This is a genomic window from Bradyrhizobium ivorense (assembly GCF_900696085.1).
Lineage (GTDB): Bacteria > Pseudomonadota > Alphaproteobacteria > Rhizobiales > Xanthobacteraceae > Bradyrhizobium > Bradyrhizobium ivorense.
The window spans coordinates 119,005-135,295 of sequence record NZ_CAADFC020000008.1; the positions used below are offsets into that span (position 1 = coordinate 119,005).

A 16,291-nucleotide genomic window follows, 5' to 3' on the forward strand; every position below is an offset into this window, starting at 1 on the left:
ATCATAGATAATTCGACGAACTATCTATGATTAGGTTCTCTGCTGCAACGACGCTACTCGAACTCGAAGGCAAGAACACCCGTTTTCTTGATAGATAATCTATGATGTTGCCTGTGGATGAGAACGCGACGACGGCAGCGCGCATTGCCAATTCAATCGCGGAGCGCATTATCAACGGAACGCTGCTACCAGACGCTCCACTGCGACAAGACCATGTCGCGCGTGAATTCAACTCGAGCCACGTCCCTGTGCGCGAGGCGTTTCGGCAACTCGAAGCTAAACACCTCGTCGTCAGTTTGCCCCGCCGTGGCGTCCGGGTTGCACCGCTCGATACAAACTCGGTGAAGGAGATCGCCGAGATGCGCGCGGCGCTCGAATTGGTCGCGTTGCGAAACGCCGCGCCAAAGCTGACGTCGGCCCATTTGGCACAGATCGAGATAGCACTGAATGAAGCAGATAACGCCAAGACCATTCAGGATTTCGAGACTGCCAATCGCGCCTTTCACCACGCGCTGGTGGCACCCTGTGCCATGCCGCGACTGCTCGCCAGTCTCGACGGACTGCAGCTTGCAAATTCTCGATTGGTGCTCGCCACGGCACGCAGTGCCGGCTGGCGCCCGCGCTCCAACCAGGATCACCGCATGATTCTGCAAGCGCTGCGAGCGCGCAACCTTGATCAAGCCTGCAACCTGCTTGCGCGCCACATCCAAACCGTCGAGCGCCTGGCCCATCCCCCGTCCTAACAGAAGATTGGCCATTTGAACCCTCCGTTCAAACGCCTTGCCTTCTCAAAACTAGGCTCACCCACGTACGTCAGGACTCGGCTCATTCTCGGATATCTCGACAAATGAACGTTTTGGCGTCGTGCTGACGTTTGATGTTACCAGCTGCATGAGATCAATCGCGCGATTGTTGACGATAGCTTCCATCGAGAACGATCCGGTTACGCGGTCGAAATCGAAGCTCGTTATCAGCCGCTGGTAAAAGTTATCCTAGCCACTGGTTCCTTTGGCTGCGATCTTGCTCATGTAGTCCCAGTCTCCACCGATGCGATGGAAGTCGATAACTTCTGGCTGGCGCTCGACGTACTTCCGAAATCGGTCCGCCCACTCTCTCGTGTGGTGCCGGGTTCGGACCATCACGAAGATAGTGAGATCAATTCCGAGCGCCGAAAGATTGTCCTCTCGCAGCACCTCAAGCCAGGAGCCAATATAGTCCGCGTGCCGCACCGTCGGCACAATGCCGAGCGAGGCGCAACCGAATGCGGACGATATCTCCGCGATCAGTTCTTCAAAGGGATACTTCTTGGTACCGTAACCGCCGGACAAGTCGCGGTTGAGACGTGACGGATGGCCGCTGGCATGCGCTAATTCATGCAGGGCCGTTCGATGCCAGTTGATCGGCTCGAAATAGGCTTGTGGTGGCGGCACCTGCACATAGTCTTCAGCCGGCACATAGAAGGCGCGGTTCCCGCCAATGCGGAAGTCAATCCCGGTCGCCTTGATCAGGGTATTCAACCTTTGGCGCGATCAGGCCTGGCGGCGGAGGCGGCGCCGTCGTTGCGATCTCCGGAGGCAAGCCATCGCACTGATCGGTGTTGAAGACGGTAAATCGTTTGAGGAATGGAATTGCCTGCGCGTCTTCGCCGGTCTCGGCGGCGCGTCGCCTTTCGTCATTCGGCACGAAACGATCCGCGTAGACGACGGTAGTCCCGCGCTCTCCCTTGCCAACGTGGCCGCCAAGAGAGAGCGCCTGACGGAAGGTGAGCCAACTTTGACCGGTAAATCCGCGTTCGACCACGGCTCCCCAGAGGATGAGGATGTTCACACCACTGTATTGCCGGTTGGTCGACGCATTTTTCGGCATCGCCAGCGGCGCCTTCGCCGCGGCCGTACCCCACGGCTGAACCCAGGGGACGCGACCGGCCTCAAGCTCGGCAATGATCTTGTCGGTGATTTCGGTATAGAGGTTCGCCCGGTCCTGGCCGACGCGCGCGCAAGCAGTAGGGTTCGACATCGCGGGGTCTCCGCGACGGGCGCCACGAGCCTCTCTCGCAGCTTGTAACCCGTCACGGAGAAACCAGCCTGCACTCTTACTCTCAGCCTCTTTGCAATCGCCTCGCGGCCGCAGGCCTGATCAGTCGTGCGGCAGGGCGCATCGCCTCAACGGAAAATGGCACCCGGAGAGCGTGAGCATAGCGACCCGAAGGGGCACGCGGGTCCGAGTGCAGCGACGAGACCGGATCAATAGCGGCACCCGGGAACGGGGCAGTGATAGCGATCGCCGCAGGCGAGCCCCTTTCCCGAGTGCCCCCGGCGAGGAGCAGCAAAGCTCTGGCGCGAGGGATCGAAGCCGCAAGGCGTGCGCCGTTGTGGCGTGAAGAAGAAGGGAGTGTTCGAAAGAATGGAGCCTGCTGGTTATGGCTCTTACTTGCCCGGCTTACCGGTGTCGGAAACGACTGAGACTCCGAAAGGGGAACGGGACCAGAGCATGCCGGGAAACGTCTCGAAATCGGGCGCCGTAGCCCGGTGGAGAGCACAAAGTAAGGTGTGCATGGTGAAAGCTGTATTGCCTGAATCCCAGTTTCCAGTCGCCAAAGGGCTGGCAGTAGCGAACGCGGCTGACACGCTACGCCACGCGGGGCAAATCGCACCGGCCAGTGTGATTTGCCACCAGTCCGCGTGGGACGACCTCCGTCGGAGGGTTAAGGAAGCGAAAGGGACACCTAAACACACCGCAACTCCCCGCACACGTAACTACGGGATCGCCTGCAGCAGGTTCATTCGCGAACCTGTATGGCGACGGAGCCGTCATAGTACCCAAATGCCCGGCGTAATGGCCGGGACAGCCGTCGCGAGGCGGACGATCATGCGTATAAGGCCGGGTGACCGGACCGAAAGCGCCTCCGATCGGAGGAAGGACGATGCCGCTAACAACGGCAAGTGCAGTATGCGAAGAGAAGATTCTTCGACGGAGAGGCTCTGCTGATGCAGGCCGTCACCATCCAGAGGAGAATTGAATCACTGCCGACCTTGTCGCGGTCGGGTAAGCGCGTAAATAGCCTTCACCGTTTGATGAGATCTCCGTATCTCTTCGAGCAGGCTTACGAAAAGGTCTCCCGCAACAAGGGAGCCCTGACGCCCGGTGTAGATGGCAAGACCTTCGACGGCATGTCGCTGGAGAAGCTCGCCGACATCGCCAGGCGCGTGGCAGATGGCACTTATCGCTTCCGGCCGGTCCGGCGGGTGTATATCCCGAAGGACAACGGCAAGACACGACCGCTGGGTATCCCCACGGTGGAAGATCGGCTCGTTCAGGAGGCGGTCAGGATTCTACTCGAAGCGATCTACGAACCTGTGTTCCTCGATGAGTCACATGGGTTCCGCCCGGGCCGATCCGGCCATACCGCTCTTAAGACTATCAAGAAGACCTGGACGGGTTGTAAGTGGCTAGTCGAAGTGGATGTGCGTGGGTTCTTCGACAATATCGACCATGACATTCTGCTCGAGCTTCTGAGGAAACGGATCGATGACGATAGGTTCATCGGCCTGATCGAAGGAATGCTCAAAGCAGGTTACATGGAAGATTGGGTCTACGGACGCACGTACAGTGGTACGCCACAGGGCGGCGTTGTGAGCCCGATCCTCGCCAACATCTATCTGCATGAGCTGGATCAGCAAATGCAGACAATGAAAGCGGACTTCGACAAAGGCCGCGTGCGGCGTCCATTCCCGCGCTATGCCGCGCTGGAACGGCGCGTGCTCCGTCTCCGCCGCAAAATTGAACGGCTCCGTGCCGACGGCGCGGATCAGGCTGAGATCGACGCTGCATTTGCAGAGATCAAAGCCGTCAACAAGGACAGACGGAAAGTACCTTCCGTCGATCCGATGGACCCCAACTTCAAAAGGCTCCGCTACTGCCGCTACGCCGACGACTTCCTCATCGGCGTGATCGGGAGCAAGCGGGAAGCGTATGAGATCATGGCGGGCGTCGAACAGTTCTTGACGCACGCCCTGAAGCTCGCCGTGTCGCCCGAGAAAAGTGGAGTTCACGCTGCTTCAAAGGGAGTGACCTTCCTCAGCTATCGCATCTCGACATACACATCCTACGGGGCTGGACGGAAAACCAGCCGCACGGGACCGGACGGACGGACATGGCGCGTGCTACGCCGCCCGACCACCGACAATGTCAGCTTGCGAGTGCCTCGGCAAGAAGTCACCAAGTTCTGTAAGCGACACGGCTATGGCGACCTCGCCAAGAAGACTGGCCGTCATCGCGCACAGTTCCTTGTTACCAGCGACGTCGCAACCGTCCTCGCCTATAACTCAGAGTTCCGTGGATTCGCGAACTACCATTCGTTGGCCGACGACATCAAAAGCGCCTTGAGACTGTTGGAGCTTGTCGTGTTCCGCAGTGCCGTGAAGACGCTGGCGATGCGACATCGGACGACGACAGCAAGAACCATGAGGCGTCTGTGGAATGGGACGGACTACGAGGTTAGCTCTGTAGTTCGTGGCAAGCTTCGCAGCATCAAGCTGTGGAGACTGAAGCATCTCACTCAAACCTTCTGGCCGAGTCCTGTTGTGGACAACGTCACGGCAGGCGCGTGGTGGGTCAAAAACCCAAATGATCTCATCGATCGACTTAGCGCTCGCAGGTGCGAAGCGTGCGGCGGTACGAGCGGACCATTTGAGATGCATCACCTCCGCCGCGTAGGAGATCTGCGCAGCGTGCTGGCGGTTTGGAAACAGTCCGGTTGGCGGCGCAAGACCATTGTCCTGCGCCCGTCATGCCGAACAACCGTTTCTGGTCGAAAGCATGCGCGTACGGAAAGCCGTGTGCATTGAAAGGTGCCCGCACGGTTTGGAGGGAGGCGTAGGGATGTCCTCTTACGAGGTGTCCCGCGCCTACCCTACCGAGACGCTGCGCGGCTCGGTTCACGAGAGCCCGGTGCGGCCCTAGCCGCACGCGCACACCCACTAAAAGACTTGAGCGAACGTGACGCTGGCAATCCTGCGAGAACAGCCTGGTATTTTTCACAGGTCTCAAAATTGGGGAAAACCTTACCCTCTGCTGACCTACACTAGCATATTGTTCCTCATGGCCCGAAAGTACAGCCGGATGCGCTCCACCAACGAAACGCGCGGCTGACCTGCACTATTTTCCCCTGCCATGTATTTGCGGATATCGAAGGCCATGTCGCCGACCGCAGCATTCGGGTAATGCGTGCAGGAAGCCGACCAGCGCCGAAATCGTTCGGCCTCCGCCACCAAGCCCGAATTGCCATCGTATGAGAGGTAGGCTCCCGGCCTGGTACGTCGGCTCCACGGCGTGATCAATTGCACGACCAGCCCGACCGCCAGCGAGGCGAGGACGCCGTTCGACCACACCACCTGCGGACGCCCGCCGGCGGCGCCGTACCTGCGGGACTCTTCCACCAGCGCCGCGTCGGTCACGATTCCCATGCAGCGCAGGCACGGGCTGCCGGGCTCGGACAGCACCACCTGGCCTGCAACAAGGTGACCATGCCCGCCGCCCAGCTTGTGCACGTCCATTCCCTGATCGATGTACGGAATCAGGAAACGCCGGCAGAAGGCGTCGAGTTCGTCCTTGCCGCGCACGTTGTCGAGACCGCCCACGATGACCTCACAGCGCTTCAGCGCGTCGCCCGCGAGCTGCCATTGCTTGCGATGGATCTCGACGCGGGCGTTCGGATTGACCGCGAGGATCATCCTTTTCATGATCGCGACCTTCGCGGTCCGCTTGAGCACGTACCACCAGGTGCCGCCGATCAACCTGTTGAGATTAGTCAAGGTGATGCGGTCGTCGTCCACCAGCACGAAGTTGCCGACGCCGACATGTGCGAGTTGCTGAGCGACGTGCGAATTTCCGCCTCCGAGGCCCACTAGGCCGACCGTCACCTCCGCCAGCCGCTGTTCGCTCTTGGCGCCGAGAAAGCTCTGTCGGTCAAGCCAGCTCATATTTCGCACCCCATTGTTCGACGATCGGCTGATCGACGCGGATGAAGCGGTCGATCGACACGGAAGGCTTGCCGGGCTCGAGCCAGAGCAGGCCCGTCGCGCCGTTGTCGCTCAGCACCAGGAGGCCGTGCGGCATCTTCGGGCACGACTGGAAAAAGCCCGGAACGAATTCGTTGCCGCTCTTCAGGTCGACGCCGCTGAATCCGGGAAGGCCGCGGCCGCCATGGGTATGGACATGCAACAGCGTCGACGCGGGTCGGTACGCCGATTGCGCGGCCTTACGCATTGCGTTGGATCCGATCCGCGCACCGACGCCCGGGGCGACTTCGTAATCCTCGTCGGCGACCGGCACGTATCCGCGGACCAGCAGCATCAACCCGCCCGGCGCGGCGGCGGCGCCTGCCGTCAGGAAGCCGACGCGCTCGCGCGCGAAAAAATGGGGGCGCGCGAGATCGCGCCGGACGAGGTCCAGCATCGGACCCGTAATCTTCAGTACTACCTTCATTTGAGTTGCCCCAGGTGAATGGCGAGGATCTCGGCCCAGCGCAGTGATGCCGGCACGTAGTTGTAAGACATCGTGTGCCAGGCCCTGCCCATGATCTGATGGACGGTCCAATTCTGACCGCGGTTCGGAAAGGGCTGCGACAGGAAGAGGCGGGTGGTGTAGCTGCCATGGCTACGTGGGCAGAGCAGGCCGTCGACCGTCGCCGTGCCTCCGTTGTGCTGTACTTTCATCGCCGGCAGGTAGACGAGGGGCTGACCTCCCTCGTCCCAGAGTTCGGCGCCGCGGTTGATCCGCCGCAGCGCCGCGAGTTGAAGCTCGGTGGTCACGACGACTGTCCCACCGGCGGATGGGAGGCGAATTCCATTCCGTCCTTGACCTTGAGGCGTTCGCCCGGCGCCATCTCGCGGAAGACGCCGTCGCTGCCGATGATGTCCAGCTTGTAGCCGGCGGGCACGCCGAACACCGCCATCAGCTCCTCGGTGGTGTAGATGCGGCGCTCGAGTTCGAACTCGACATCGCCGCCATAGATCACCGTCACCGTCTTCTTGCGGCGCCGCAGCTTGAAGCGTTCGACCCCGTCGCCGCCGATGTCGACCTCGTCGTCATCCTCGAAGACCTGATCGACGCCCGGGCGTTCCAGCGACAACGCCTGGTCGTCGCCGGCGCCGGCGAGGAACTTGATCTGCGAAGCAATCAGCTTGTCGTGGGGCCATTCCATGGCCAGGCCCTCGACGAAGAACCGGTGAGTGTCGCCGCCCTTGATCACGAAGAAGCGGCTGACCTTGTTCTTGTCGAGGTCGGAGGTCTCGGTAGGACGGAGCGATTCAAGCTCCCCCATCCCGAGATGCCGCAGCACTACATAATCCTCGACCGGGTGCCGGCCGGCGGCCATGCAGACCTGGGCGCCGGTGACCTTGGCGTCATCGAACGCGACAGTGGCGAAGTCGAAGTTGGCGTCGCCGATCTGGACTTCGAACGAGCAGGTTACCGCCTGCTCGCCATGGGAACTCGTCAGCACCGTATCCATAAGTCTCTCCATTTCCGGGCACACGGACGGGGCCCAGGCCTTGACGAAATCCCGGAAGGGACGGATGATCTCGAATCAGTCCGTTATGGGACTGTATCTAATAGGACTAATTTTGCAAATCAAGTCCGATTTGACACTATGCCATGGAGGGCGAATGCACCCGGGAAACCACACGGAGACCAGCGAACGACCCCGTGGGGGTCAGCCAACCTCTCTCGACTTCTTCTTCAAACTTGCGGAAATCTGGGATTTGAGCACCGAACAGCAGATTAAGTTGCTGGGATCTCCGGCACGCTCGACCTTTTTCCGCTGGCGCAAGGACGGTGGCGATGTGTCCGCTGACACGCTCGAGCGGATTTCACACCTCGGATCGATTTATAAGGCCCTCAGCATCCTGCTCGACTCCTCGGAGGCCGCCGTGAGCTGGATCCGACGGCCGAACCGGTACTTCGAGGGGGCCACGGCCCTCGATGTGATGCTGAGCGGCAATCTGAGCGACATCATCAGGGTACGACAGTACGTCGATGCCCAGCGCGGAGGGTAAGTTTGGAGTATTCGCAAATCTCAGTCGACGACCAGTATCGTCGGTTGATTCCCTCGAAATGGCCGACCATCGACATCTACGAGAAATTCGGTTCTCGCGAGATGCAGACGTTCGCCGCCGAGCTCGAGACGATCACCAACCCGCGTCTTGCAGCGAAAGCCCGCATCACCGGCGGCGACATTTCGGCCGACTCCAATTCTCCCAGGCTGCAGAACTGGAACCACGCACCTTTCGCGTATCCCATGCCGGAAGGCACGTATTCGCTTCCGCCGCCCTACTCGGTCCTTGAACTTGCCGCCGACGAGCGGGGCGCGCTCGCTCGCGCGATCATTCGACGTGAGGAATTCCTTTCCCGCACCGACGAGCCGGCTTGCGGTGTCGATATGAGGATGATCACCAACAGGGTCGTCGGAAAATTCGTCGATCTTCGCGGACTGCCGCCCGAGACGTCGCAGACGGCGCGGTGGATGATGGGACAGCGCCTTTACGAGGACGGCGTTCACGGCGTCCTCTTCAAGATGACCGAACTGCCCGGCAGCGAATTCATCTGCATCTTCAACAACGAGGTGCTGGTGGACCGCGGCGTCCAAGGCGCCCACTTTCGCTTCCGCTGGGACGGCGAGCGCATCAGTCGCCTTTATGATTTTGCCGCCGACCGCGATATCGATCGCAGCGACATCATTGCGGATTCGATGGCTGCGTTGGGGGCGGCGGGATAGGAGCGCCAGCATGCGCACGTGGCTGTTTGTTGCAATTTCGCTGATCGCCGCGGCCTTGTTTGGGCAAGCGCCGGAGTTCGCACAGCAGTATACCCAGCGCCTCGGCGGAGCCATCGACGAACTCGATCGCATCGTCAGTCACTTCGACGAGGACTCGCGACGTTCGGGGTACGACCGCGCCGGTGCGCTGGCGCTAATGGGTCGAAATCAAGAACAGCTTATCCGCGACCAGGCGACCAGAATGTCGGAGGCGATCGATCGCCTGGCCAGGCTTCGCGCGCAGCAATCCGCGATGAACCAGCCAGGCGCATTCACCCGCGTCGCCGCCTTTGCGAATGGCTACGACCAGGACATTGCAAGCCGCACCTGGAGGAACTTTCAATTCGCCCTGCCCATCTCGGTCGATTCTTTGCTGTTCATGAGCGCCGGCTTCATCGCTTCGCTTCTGCTCCTATGGTTGGCAGCAGTCGGACTTGGGCGACTGGCGAGGCGGGAAGCGTCGGCGCAATAGAGCGCAGGCGCGAGATCGAGGCGGATGGCACAATGGACAACGCAAAGAAGCGGCCCAAAGGGCCTGACATCGGGCTCCATCAAGCAAGGCGTCTATGCCAGCTCGACGATGCCGAACGATTGGCGTTTATCGCCGAAGGACTGCCGGTCATTCTGCGGAGTGCACAGGGCTTCTGGGCCGCCGCGGAAAAACTGCAGGCGCACAGTCGGGAAGCAAAAGTCCTGGAGAATTATGCGGACGAAGAAGCCGCCAAGATCCTGATCCTGGTCGATGCGGTGCGTTGCCCACCAAAACTCATCGCGTCCCGTCTGAATAAAATCGTCGGTTGGTTCTACAATCATCTGGCGCGGTTGATCTATGCCGAAGCAGTTTCGTGGAAGCCGACGCATCTCGCCGAGCTTCGCGAATACGTGGATCAGCAACGACACGGGCACTATCTCGAAGGGCACGCCGGCGAATACATCGCGCCCAATTGGGCTATATATCAGCGCGAGAGCCTGCTCTATGCCGACGTCGAGGCCTATCAGGACGGCACACTGGAATGGAGCGCGCCACGCGATCCACCTTACGGTCACTTCGGATCGTTCCGGCCGCGCGCACTACTTGTCGCCGAGGCCATGGAGCAGGTCGGCATGTTCACGACCGCCGGATTGAAGGCGGTGTCGGAAATCTGGGGCAGCCTGGAGTACAGGGAGAAGGAAGATCATCACGACGGCAGAAAGCTGACGGAGCAATTGCTGACGCGGTTGCACGACGAGGGCCTAATTCTGGATACAGCCAAAGCCGAACATGCCGGGACACTGTACAATGAGTGGCAGATTCCGATGTACAATCTCGAGTTCTCTCTCATCCCGGTATCGCTCGAGGAACTTGAGGCTGAGCAGGAGCGGGAGTTCTGGTCCATGGCTGGCGATCCGCGATAGGGGTCGCCAATAATTCACCGCGACGGCCTGACCTGACAGCCATTCAGTCGCCACTCTCAGTCGACGACCACCGACACTTCCAAGGGCGTGAAAATGGGCACGGGCATTTGAGCGACGATCGTCTACCCACACTCCGGACCGCGGTGATCGAGGGACCCCTGGCGTTCCAGATGCGCCGCTTCGCCGCGGCGCAGGCCAACGACTGCGGTCTCCAGATCCTGAACTTGCCACAGGTCGCCGCAAGGCTCGCCGGTGGTTTCGCGATTCCGGCTTCGGCCGATCAGTTGGAGCCCGCAATTCAGGAGGCGCTCGACGAAGGCGGCTTCGACGAACTCGAGCGCGTGCGACATCTGCCGGGCATGACGCGGGCGGTATTCCGGGCCCTGAGGAAGATCTGGGCCGCGGATTTCGATCTCTCGGCGCCGGGCCGCGACACTCACCGCCGCATCGCGGACATGTATCGGATAGAGGCCCGACTGAAATCGCGCTTACCTCAGGCTGCGATGACGCCACGGGAACTGCGCGACGCCGCGCTGAAGCGCGTTCGGCATGCGCCTCGGATCGTCGGTGAGATGCGCATCGAGGGATTGTCCTTCATCGCGCCGGTCTGGCGGCCGCTGATCGAGGCGCTTCACCAAGTCGTCCCGGTCGAGTGGATCGCGCCTACCGGAACCGACGCCGGCTGGTTCGGTGGCACGATCGTGCGGCTGGATCCGGCGTCGACCAAGCAACCCGCCGTCGTTTCGTGCGCCGACGTCCGCCACGAGGTGGTCGAGAGCTTGAGATGGGCGCGGCAACTCATCGCTTCGGGCATCGCAAAACCCAACGAGATCGCGATCGCCTCGGCTAACACGACGGCATGGGACGATCACTTTCTCGCATGCTCCGAAGGCACCGGCTTCCGCCTTCATTTTTCCCATGGAGTTTCGGCACTCGCCTCGCGCGACGGACAACGCTGCGCGGCCTTGGCCGACGTCCTGATGCACGGCTTGAGTCAGCAGCGCGCTCGCCGGCTTTTCGCCGTGACCCGGGGGCAAGGCCTGCCGCCGGACGAGCTCCCGGACCGTTGGCTGGACGCCATACCGCGCGGCGCGGCGCTATCGAGCGTATCGGATTGGAGGCGCGCGCTCGAAACGGCGGATCGCCAAGCACCAGGACGGGTTTCCGTCGATGCCACGGCGCGCCTTCTCGAGGTGCTCGCGAAGGGACCAAACGCGGCGAACGAGGCGGCGGCGATGTTTCTTCATGGGCGCGCGCTCCGGATTTGGCAGGCAGCAACCCGTTCCGCGCCGACTGATGCCATCGAGCTGTCGTTGCGGGGCATACGTCTCGCGTCGGATACGGATGCGGCCGATGCCGTCGTGTGGTGTCCGGCCGGCGATCTCGCCGCCGCACCCCGTCCCCACGTGCGGCTGCTCGGACTCACGAACCGAGGTTGGCCACGGGGAAGCGGAGAAGATCCGATTTTGCCCGACCATGTCCTGCCGGCTGACGCCTTCGACGTCGATCCGGTGGCGCGCGCTGACCGCAGGTATTTCGCTGTCATCCTCGCTGCCGCGTCAGGAAGCGCCGTGCTTTCGCGCGGTCGCCGAGGCCCGCAAGGCGGTCGTGTCGGTCGCAGCCCGCTGCTGCAGAACCGCACAGAGACCGTCCTTCCGCGCGAGCGAATTCCGGAGCACGCCTTCAACCATTCCGATCGGCTGCTGGCCCGCCCCGAAGAGGCAACCAGCATTGATCAGGTAGGTTCGGCCGGCCGGTGCTGGCGCAACTGGCACGTCGAACGCCTCACTGATCACGACGGATGCTTCCAGCCTGGTCATCCGGCCATCAAGCGTTCGATCGAGCGAATCCAGTCGGCGACATCGCTGCAGCGGCTACTGCAAGACCCGCTGGGATTCGTCTGGAAGTATGCTCTCGGTTTCGACGTCCCACAGGAGCGCGAGCAGCCGCTGACGATCGCGCCGGACGAATTCGGCAAGCTTGTGCACAAGCTGCTGCGGCGCGCCGTCGATGCCCTCGAACCGAAACCAGGGTACGCGAAGGCGTCCGACATCCAGATCGAAAACGCGTTGGAGAACGCGAGCAGCGTCGTTCACGCCGCCTGGCCCCTTGAACGTCCGGTCCCGCCGAGGCTGCTGTGGACCAATACCGTCGACTACGCGAAAGCGATGGCGCTGGCAGGCCTGCTGCGGAAGGACATCAATGAAGACGGCACGCGCAGTTGGACCGAGGTGGCCTTCGGTCAATCCGCCGACTTCGAAGCCGGTCGCGAACTGCCGTGGGATCCGACGATACCGGTCAAGATACCGGGCACGCCCGTCAGTTTTCGCGGCACCATCGACCGCCTCGACATGCGTAGCAATCCGTTTGCTGTGAGGGTAACCGACTACAAAACGGGAGCACCGCCCAAGAACGCAGCCCGCATCGTGATCGGCGGCGGTGCCGAATTGCAACGCGCCTTGTACGCGCTTGCGTGCCGGCAACTGTTCGAAGAAGAACCAAGGGTCTTAGCGAGGCTGTTGTATCTAGCCGGTGAGCCGTTCGAGGTCCGATTGCAGGATGTCGATGCGGCTATCGTCCGGGTCGGCGACTTCGTGACCGAAGTGGTGGCCATTTTGGACCGAGGAAACGCAGTCCCCGGAAGGCTTGCCTACGGCAGCTCCAACGATCTTCGATTGGCCTTTCCCGCCTCCCCCGGGTACGAGCGGCGCAAACGCGTGGCCTTCGACCGTGCTGCGGGAGGACTCTATAAATTTTGGAACATGGCATGACGCTGCGAGACGACGACGGCGACCGCCACCGCGCATTGACCGAGCTCGATTCGACGCTTCTGGTCGAAGCCGCCGCAGGAACGGGCAAGACGTCGCTGCTCGCCGGGCGGGTGGTGATGCTGCTCGCCGGCGGCGCGGCTCCTAGGTCCATCGCGGCGATCACCTTCACCGAGCTCGCCGCGGGCGAGCTCCGCCAACGGATCGCTCACTACCTCGACTCCCTGCTCTCCGGAACCGTTCCGGACGAAATGCGGTTGTGCATTCCGTCGAAACTGAAGGCGGCGCAGCGGAGATCGCTGGAGAAGGCGAGCGAGCTACTGGACGAGTTGACCTGCTCGACCATACACGGATTCTGCCACGACCTGCTGCGGACCTATTCCGTCGAGGCAGCGATCGATCCGGGCGCAGAGATTCTCGATCGCGATCAGGCCGATTTCATATTCGACGCGATCTTCGATCATTGGTGGCGCGATCGGCTCGACGAGCACCGTCCGGCCGATGATGCGATCACGGTGGTGGCGCGAAAGGATCCGACCGGAGCCGAGAAGCTCCTGCGCGACTTCGCCAAATCGAGGCGGCGCCACAGGAATGCGCGCCCCCTGTCGCCCGACCTGGATGCCGACGCTCACCTCGGCTTCGGGGAGAACGTTCGCGAATTCCGTCGCTGGTACGACCGTGTCGGGGGACCGCGCGACGCCGAAAGCGATATCGCCGATCTCGAAGCGCTGGCTACGCACTTCGAGCGCAGCTTTGCGGCGGGCCTCGACTTCGCGCGGTTGTGGGACGCGGCGCATCCCGCGACGCTGTCCTTGATGCGATCCAAATCGTTCGATCTGCGCGAATACAGGCGACGTTCGACCTGGAAGCGCGCCAAGGGTGACGTAGAGGGTGGCCCCCTCGCCGACCAGGCTGAAGAGCGTTATGCGCGATGCCGCGATGCCTACGGCACGCTGATGGGCCGGATCGCAACGGCGATAGTCAGCGTGTTTTCGTCCGAGCTCGACGGACTCCTTGCCGAATACGAGGCGTTCAAGCGGCGAGCGGCGGCAATGGATTTCGACGACCTGCTGTTCACCTGCCGCGAGGTCCTTCGCGGATATCCCGGGGTACGGGCCGCCGCCGGCAAACACTTCTCGCGCATATTGGTCGACGAGTTCCAGGACACGGACCCCGTGCAGGCGGAGATCTTGTTTCTTTTGGCCGGATCCGACGGCGCCGCCGGTGCTGCCTGGCAGCAGCGTCGCCTGGGACCTGGCCAACTCTTCCTGGTCGGCGATCCCAAGCAAGCCATCTACCGCTTCCGAGGAGCCGACCTCGCTACCTATCTCATGGTGAGGAACGCGATCGAGACCCAGTTTCCCGACAATATACTGCGGGTCACCGCCAACTTTCGCTCGAGACCGCGCATCCTCGAACACATCAACGGCTGCTTCGTGGGACCGCTCGCCGCGCAACAGGCTGGGTACGTCGCGCTGCAGGGCACGAGAGACGACGCTGATCACGGCTTTCCAAGCGTCGCCAAGGTTTCCGTCGACCTGTTGCCTAACACCCGAATAGACACTAGCAGGGACGAAGAGGCCCGCGTTGTCGCCGAGATCTGCAGCCGCCTGATCGGCAACGTCGAACTGAAACTGAACAACGGCGGCAGCAGGCGCCTGACGCCGGGGGACATCGCCCTGTTGGCGCCCGTCTCGACCGAGCTGTGGCGCTACGAGCGAGCGCTCGAGGAGGCTGGACTACCGTTCGCGTCGCAAGCCGGCAAAAACCTCTTCAAGCGGCAGGAGGCCCAGGATCTCGTCGCGCTGGTGCGAAGTATCGTCGACCCGCGCGACACGTTGGCGTTGGGCTCCCTTCTGCGAGGGCCCCTGGTGGGACTCTCCGAGCAGGATTTGCTCACGATCACCACAAGCCTCCCCATTCCGCCGGGCAGCGAGTCCGCCCGCCTCTCGCTAAACACCGACCCGACCATCGTACAAAACGGTCTTGCGCGAGAGGTACTCGGCATTTTGCGCGACCTTCGGCTCCGGCTGCGCGTCACCACGCCTGCATTGCTGCTCGCCGAGGCGATCGAGCGGCTTCGAGTGCGCGCCATCGTCGCCGGACGCGGTGCGGACCAGGCCGCGCGCTCGCTCGCCAACGTCGATGGTCTGCTCGAGCGCGCCCGGAACTATGGAGTGCGCGGATTCGTGCAATTCGCGCGGGATCTGGACGACGATTGGTCGGCCGGCACCGGATTCGCCGAGGGCATCGTAGAAGCGGACGGCCGATCCATCGAGATCGTGACGGTTCACAGCTCAAAGGGCCTTGAGTGGCCGGTCGTCATTCCCATCAACCGGGCTTCGATGCCGCGCCCGCCCGAGCCCTTCGTGTACCGCCGGAGCGACGAGAGCCTGCACTGGGCGCTCGGCCAGGTGACGCCGCCCACGCTGGAGAGCGCGCTGCAAGGAGAGAACCAGGAAAAGCGCGACGAGAACCTTCGGCTGCTCTACGTGGCTTGCACGCGCGCCATGGAATTGCTCGTCATTCCCCACTTCACCTGGTGCGACGACAAGTCCTGGGCGAAGCAGCTCGACTTCGGGCTCGACGACATCCCCGAACTGGACGTCTCGAAGCTTCCGCGCGCCGTCGTCGCTGCACCAAAGTCGAGCGAGAATCGACAGTCTGCAGAGGTCTTCGCCGAAGAACAGTCGCGGATCGAGCGAGGCTCTCCGCCGATCGTATGGATCAAGCCCAGCGAGAGCGATCCGGATATCCTATCGACGCAGCTCCCGGATTCCGCCGAAGACGCAGCGCTCGACGCCCCGGTGCTAATCCAGGGAAGTCGCCTGCGCGGCATCATTCTGCACAAGCTCATGGAGGAGCTGGCGACCGGAGAACTCGCCGCGATAGCAGGCGAAATGCGAGAAAGGGCTCACGACTTTTGCCGGCAGCTCGACACGGACGCGACCTCGAACGGCAAGCCCGATCCCGACGAGATGGCGGACACCGCCCTTCGCACCTTCACCCTGCCCGAATTACAGCCGTTCATTCACCGGCTCGTTCCGGAAGTGCCGTTGTACGGCGCAACGATCGCAGGCACCGGCGGACTGATTTCCGGGCGCGCCGATGCGGTCGCTCGAGCAGACGACGGCGATCTGGTCGCGTTCGACTGGAAAAGCGACGTTGCGCCGAGCGGACGAGACCGCATGGCCTATCGAGAGCAACTTGGTCAGTATCTTCATGTCTTGGGCGCGCAGCGCGGCGCGATAGTTTACATGACATCTGGCCGCATCGACTGGATCACCGCGAAAGGTTGAGCGAGCGGGCCGGC

Annotated in this window: 12 protein-coding genes and 2 pseudogenes; 8 read left to right on the forward strand and 6 right to left on the reverse strand. The window is 62.1% G+C overall.

Translation table 11 applies throughout. The features are described from left to right. Positions 1 to 104: 104 nt before the first annotated feature. Positions 105 to 743 carry a GntR family transcriptional regulator gene (locus CI41S_RS11630; RefSeq protein WP_139859290.1) on the forward strand — a complete coding sequence of 213 codons (639 nt, stop codon included), beginning with the start codon at positions 105 to 107 and terminating at the stop codon, positions 741 to 743. 141 nt (positions 744 to 884) lie between these two features. Here CI41S_RS11630 and CI41S_RS44240 read toward each other — a convergent pair. Both CI41S_RS44240 and CI41S_RS11635 read right to left on the reverse strand, forming a co-directional pair. Continuing rightward, a pseudogene (locus CI41S_RS44240) lies at positions 885 to 1,178 on the reverse strand (Lrp/AsnC family transcriptional regulator); the annotation flags it as partial. Further along, a pseudogene (locus tag CI41S_RS11635) lies at positions 1,176 to 2,016 on the reverse strand (ArdC family protein); the annotation flags it as partial. The pseudogenes CI41S_RS44240 and CI41S_RS11635, both read right to left, overlap by 3 nt. 971 nt (positions 2,017 to 2,987) lie before the next feature. On the opposite strand from CI41S_RS11635, the gene CI41S_RS11640 reads away from it, so the two are divergent. Continuing rightward, complete coding sequence (locus CI41S_RS11640; RefSeq protein ID WP_210242640.1) at positions 2,988 to 4,847, forward strand: reverse transcriptase domain-containing protein; 1,860 nt, start codon at positions 2,988 to 2,990, stop codon at positions 4,845 to 4,847. Between the two features lie 231 nt (positions 4,848 to 5,078). Here the strand turns inward: CI41S_RS11640 and CI41S_RS11645 are convergent, their stop codons facing one another. From CI41S_RS11645 to CI41S_RS11660, 4 genes are read right to left on the reverse strand one after another with little or no spacing between them, the layout of a single operon-like run. Next, the gene (locus tag CI41S_RS11645) at positions 5,079 to 5,981 is read right to left on the reverse strand and encodes a HesA/MoeB/ThiF family protein (protein WP_139859058.1); all 903 of its coding nucleotides are present in this window, start codon (positions 5,979 to 5,981) and stop codon (positions 5,079 to 5,081) included. Then, complete coding sequence (locus tag CI41S_RS11650; protein WP_210242642.1) at positions 5,968 to 6,456, reverse strand: hypothetical protein; 489 nt, start codon at positions 6,454 to 6,456, stop codon at positions 5,968 to 5,970. Before CI41S_RS11650 ends, CI41S_RS11645 begins: the two co-directional genes overlap by 14 nt. A 26-nt stretch (positions 6,457 to 6,482) precedes the next feature. Beyond that, complete coding sequence (locus CI41S_RS11655; RefSeq protein WP_139859060.1) at positions 6,483 to 6,812, reverse strand: hypothetical protein; 330 nt, start codon at positions 6,810 to 6,812, stop codon at positions 6,483 to 6,485. Continuing rightward, a complete protein-coding gene (locus CI41S_RS11660) occupies positions 6,809 to 7,513 on the reverse strand; it encodes a multiubiquitin domain-containing protein (protein WP_172627994.1) in 705 nt (234 codons plus the stop codon). Before CI41S_RS11660 ends, CI41S_RS11655 begins: the two co-directional genes overlap by 4 nt. Before the next feature lie 154 nt (positions 7,514 to 7,667). On the opposite strand from CI41S_RS11660, the gene CI41S_RS11665 reads away from it, so the two are divergent. The 6 genes from CI41S_RS11665 (at position 7,668) to CI41S_RS11690 (ending at position 16,277) form a co-directional block, all read left to right on the forward strand. Then, complete coding sequence (locus CI41S_RS11665) at positions 7,668 to 8,057, forward strand: antitoxin Xre/MbcA/ParS toxin-binding domain-containing protein (protein WP_139859062.1); 390 nt, start codon at positions 7,668 to 7,670, stop codon at positions 8,055 to 8,057. A 2-nt stretch (positions 8,058 to 8,059) separates the two neighbouring features. Beyond that, the gene (locus CI41S_RS11670; RefSeq protein WP_172627995.1) at positions 8,060 to 8,776 is read left to right on the forward strand and encodes an RES family NAD+ phosphorylase; all 717 of its coding nucleotides are present in this window, start codon (positions 8,060 to 8,062) and stop codon (positions 8,774 to 8,776) included. A 10-nt stretch (positions 8,777 to 8,786) separates the two neighbouring features. Beyond that, complete coding sequence (locus CI41S_RS11675; RefSeq protein WP_172627996.1) at positions 8,787 to 9,287, forward strand: DUF2937 family protein; 501 nt, start codon at positions 8,787 to 8,789, stop codon at positions 9,285 to 9,287. 32 nt (positions 9,288 to 9,319) lie between these two features. Then, entirely contained in the window at positions 9,320 to 10,210 is an 891-nt protein-coding gene (locus CI41S_RS11680) for a hypothetical protein (RefSeq protein ID WP_244626474.1), read from the forward strand. A gap of 170 nt (positions 10,211 to 10,380) precedes the next feature. Further along, positions 10,381 to 12,981 carry a PD-(D/E)XK nuclease family protein gene (locus CI41S_RS11685; RefSeq protein ID WP_139859065.1) on the forward strand — a complete coding sequence of 867 codons (2,601 nt, stop codon included), beginning with the start codon at positions 10,381 to 10,383 and terminating at the stop codon, positions 12,979 to 12,981. After that, positions 12,978 to 16,277 (forward strand): UvrD-helicase domain-containing protein, encoded by a 3,300-nt coding sequence (locus CI41S_RS11690; protein ID WP_139859066.1) that lies wholly within the window; start codon positions 12,978 to 12,980, stop codon positions 16,275 to 16,277. Before CI41S_RS11685 ends, CI41S_RS11690 begins: the two co-directional genes overlap by 4 nt. The last annotated feature ends 14 nt before the right edge of the window (positions 16,278 to 16,291 follow it).

Coding starts and splice junctions, on each gene's coding strand:
- CI41S_RS11630 (WP_139859290.1), top strand. CDS start 105: ATGTTGCCTGTGGATGAGAACGCGACGACGGCAGCGCGCATTGCCAAT.
- CI41S_RS11640 (WP_210242640.1), top strand. CDS start 2,988: ATGCAGGCCGTCACCATCCAGAGGAGAATTGAATCACTGCCGACCTTG.
- CI41S_RS11645 (WP_139859058.1), bottom strand. CDS start 5,981: ATGAGCTGGCTTGACCGACAGAGCTTTCTCGGCGCCAAGAGCGAACAG.
- CI41S_RS11650 (WP_210242642.1), bottom strand. CDS start 6,456: ATGCTGGACCTCGTCCGGCGCGATCTCGCGCGCCCCCATTTTTTCGCG.
- CI41S_RS11660 (WP_172627994.1), bottom strand. CDS start 7,513: ATGGATACGGTGCTGACGAGTTCCCATGGCGAGCAGGCGGTAACCTGC.
- CI41S_RS11665 (WP_139859062.1), top strand. CDS start 7,668: ATGCACCCGGGAAACCACACGGAGACCAGCGAACGACCCCGTGGGGGT.
- CI41S_RS11675 (WP_172627996.1), top strand. CDS start 8,787: ATGCGCACGTGGCTGTTTGTTGCAATTTCGCTGATCGCCGCGGCCTTG.
- CI41S_RS11680 (WP_244626474.1), top strand. CDS start 9,320: ATGGACAACGCAAAGAAGCGGCCCAAAGGGCCTGACATCGGGCTCCAT.
- CI41S_RS11685 (WP_139859065.1), top strand. CDS start 10,381: ATGCGCCGCTTCGCCGCGGCGCAGGCCAACGACTGCGGTCTCCAGATC.
- CI41S_RS11690 (WP_139859066.1), top strand. CDS start 12,978: ATGACGCTGCGAGACGACGACGGCGACCGCCACCGCGCATTGACCGAG.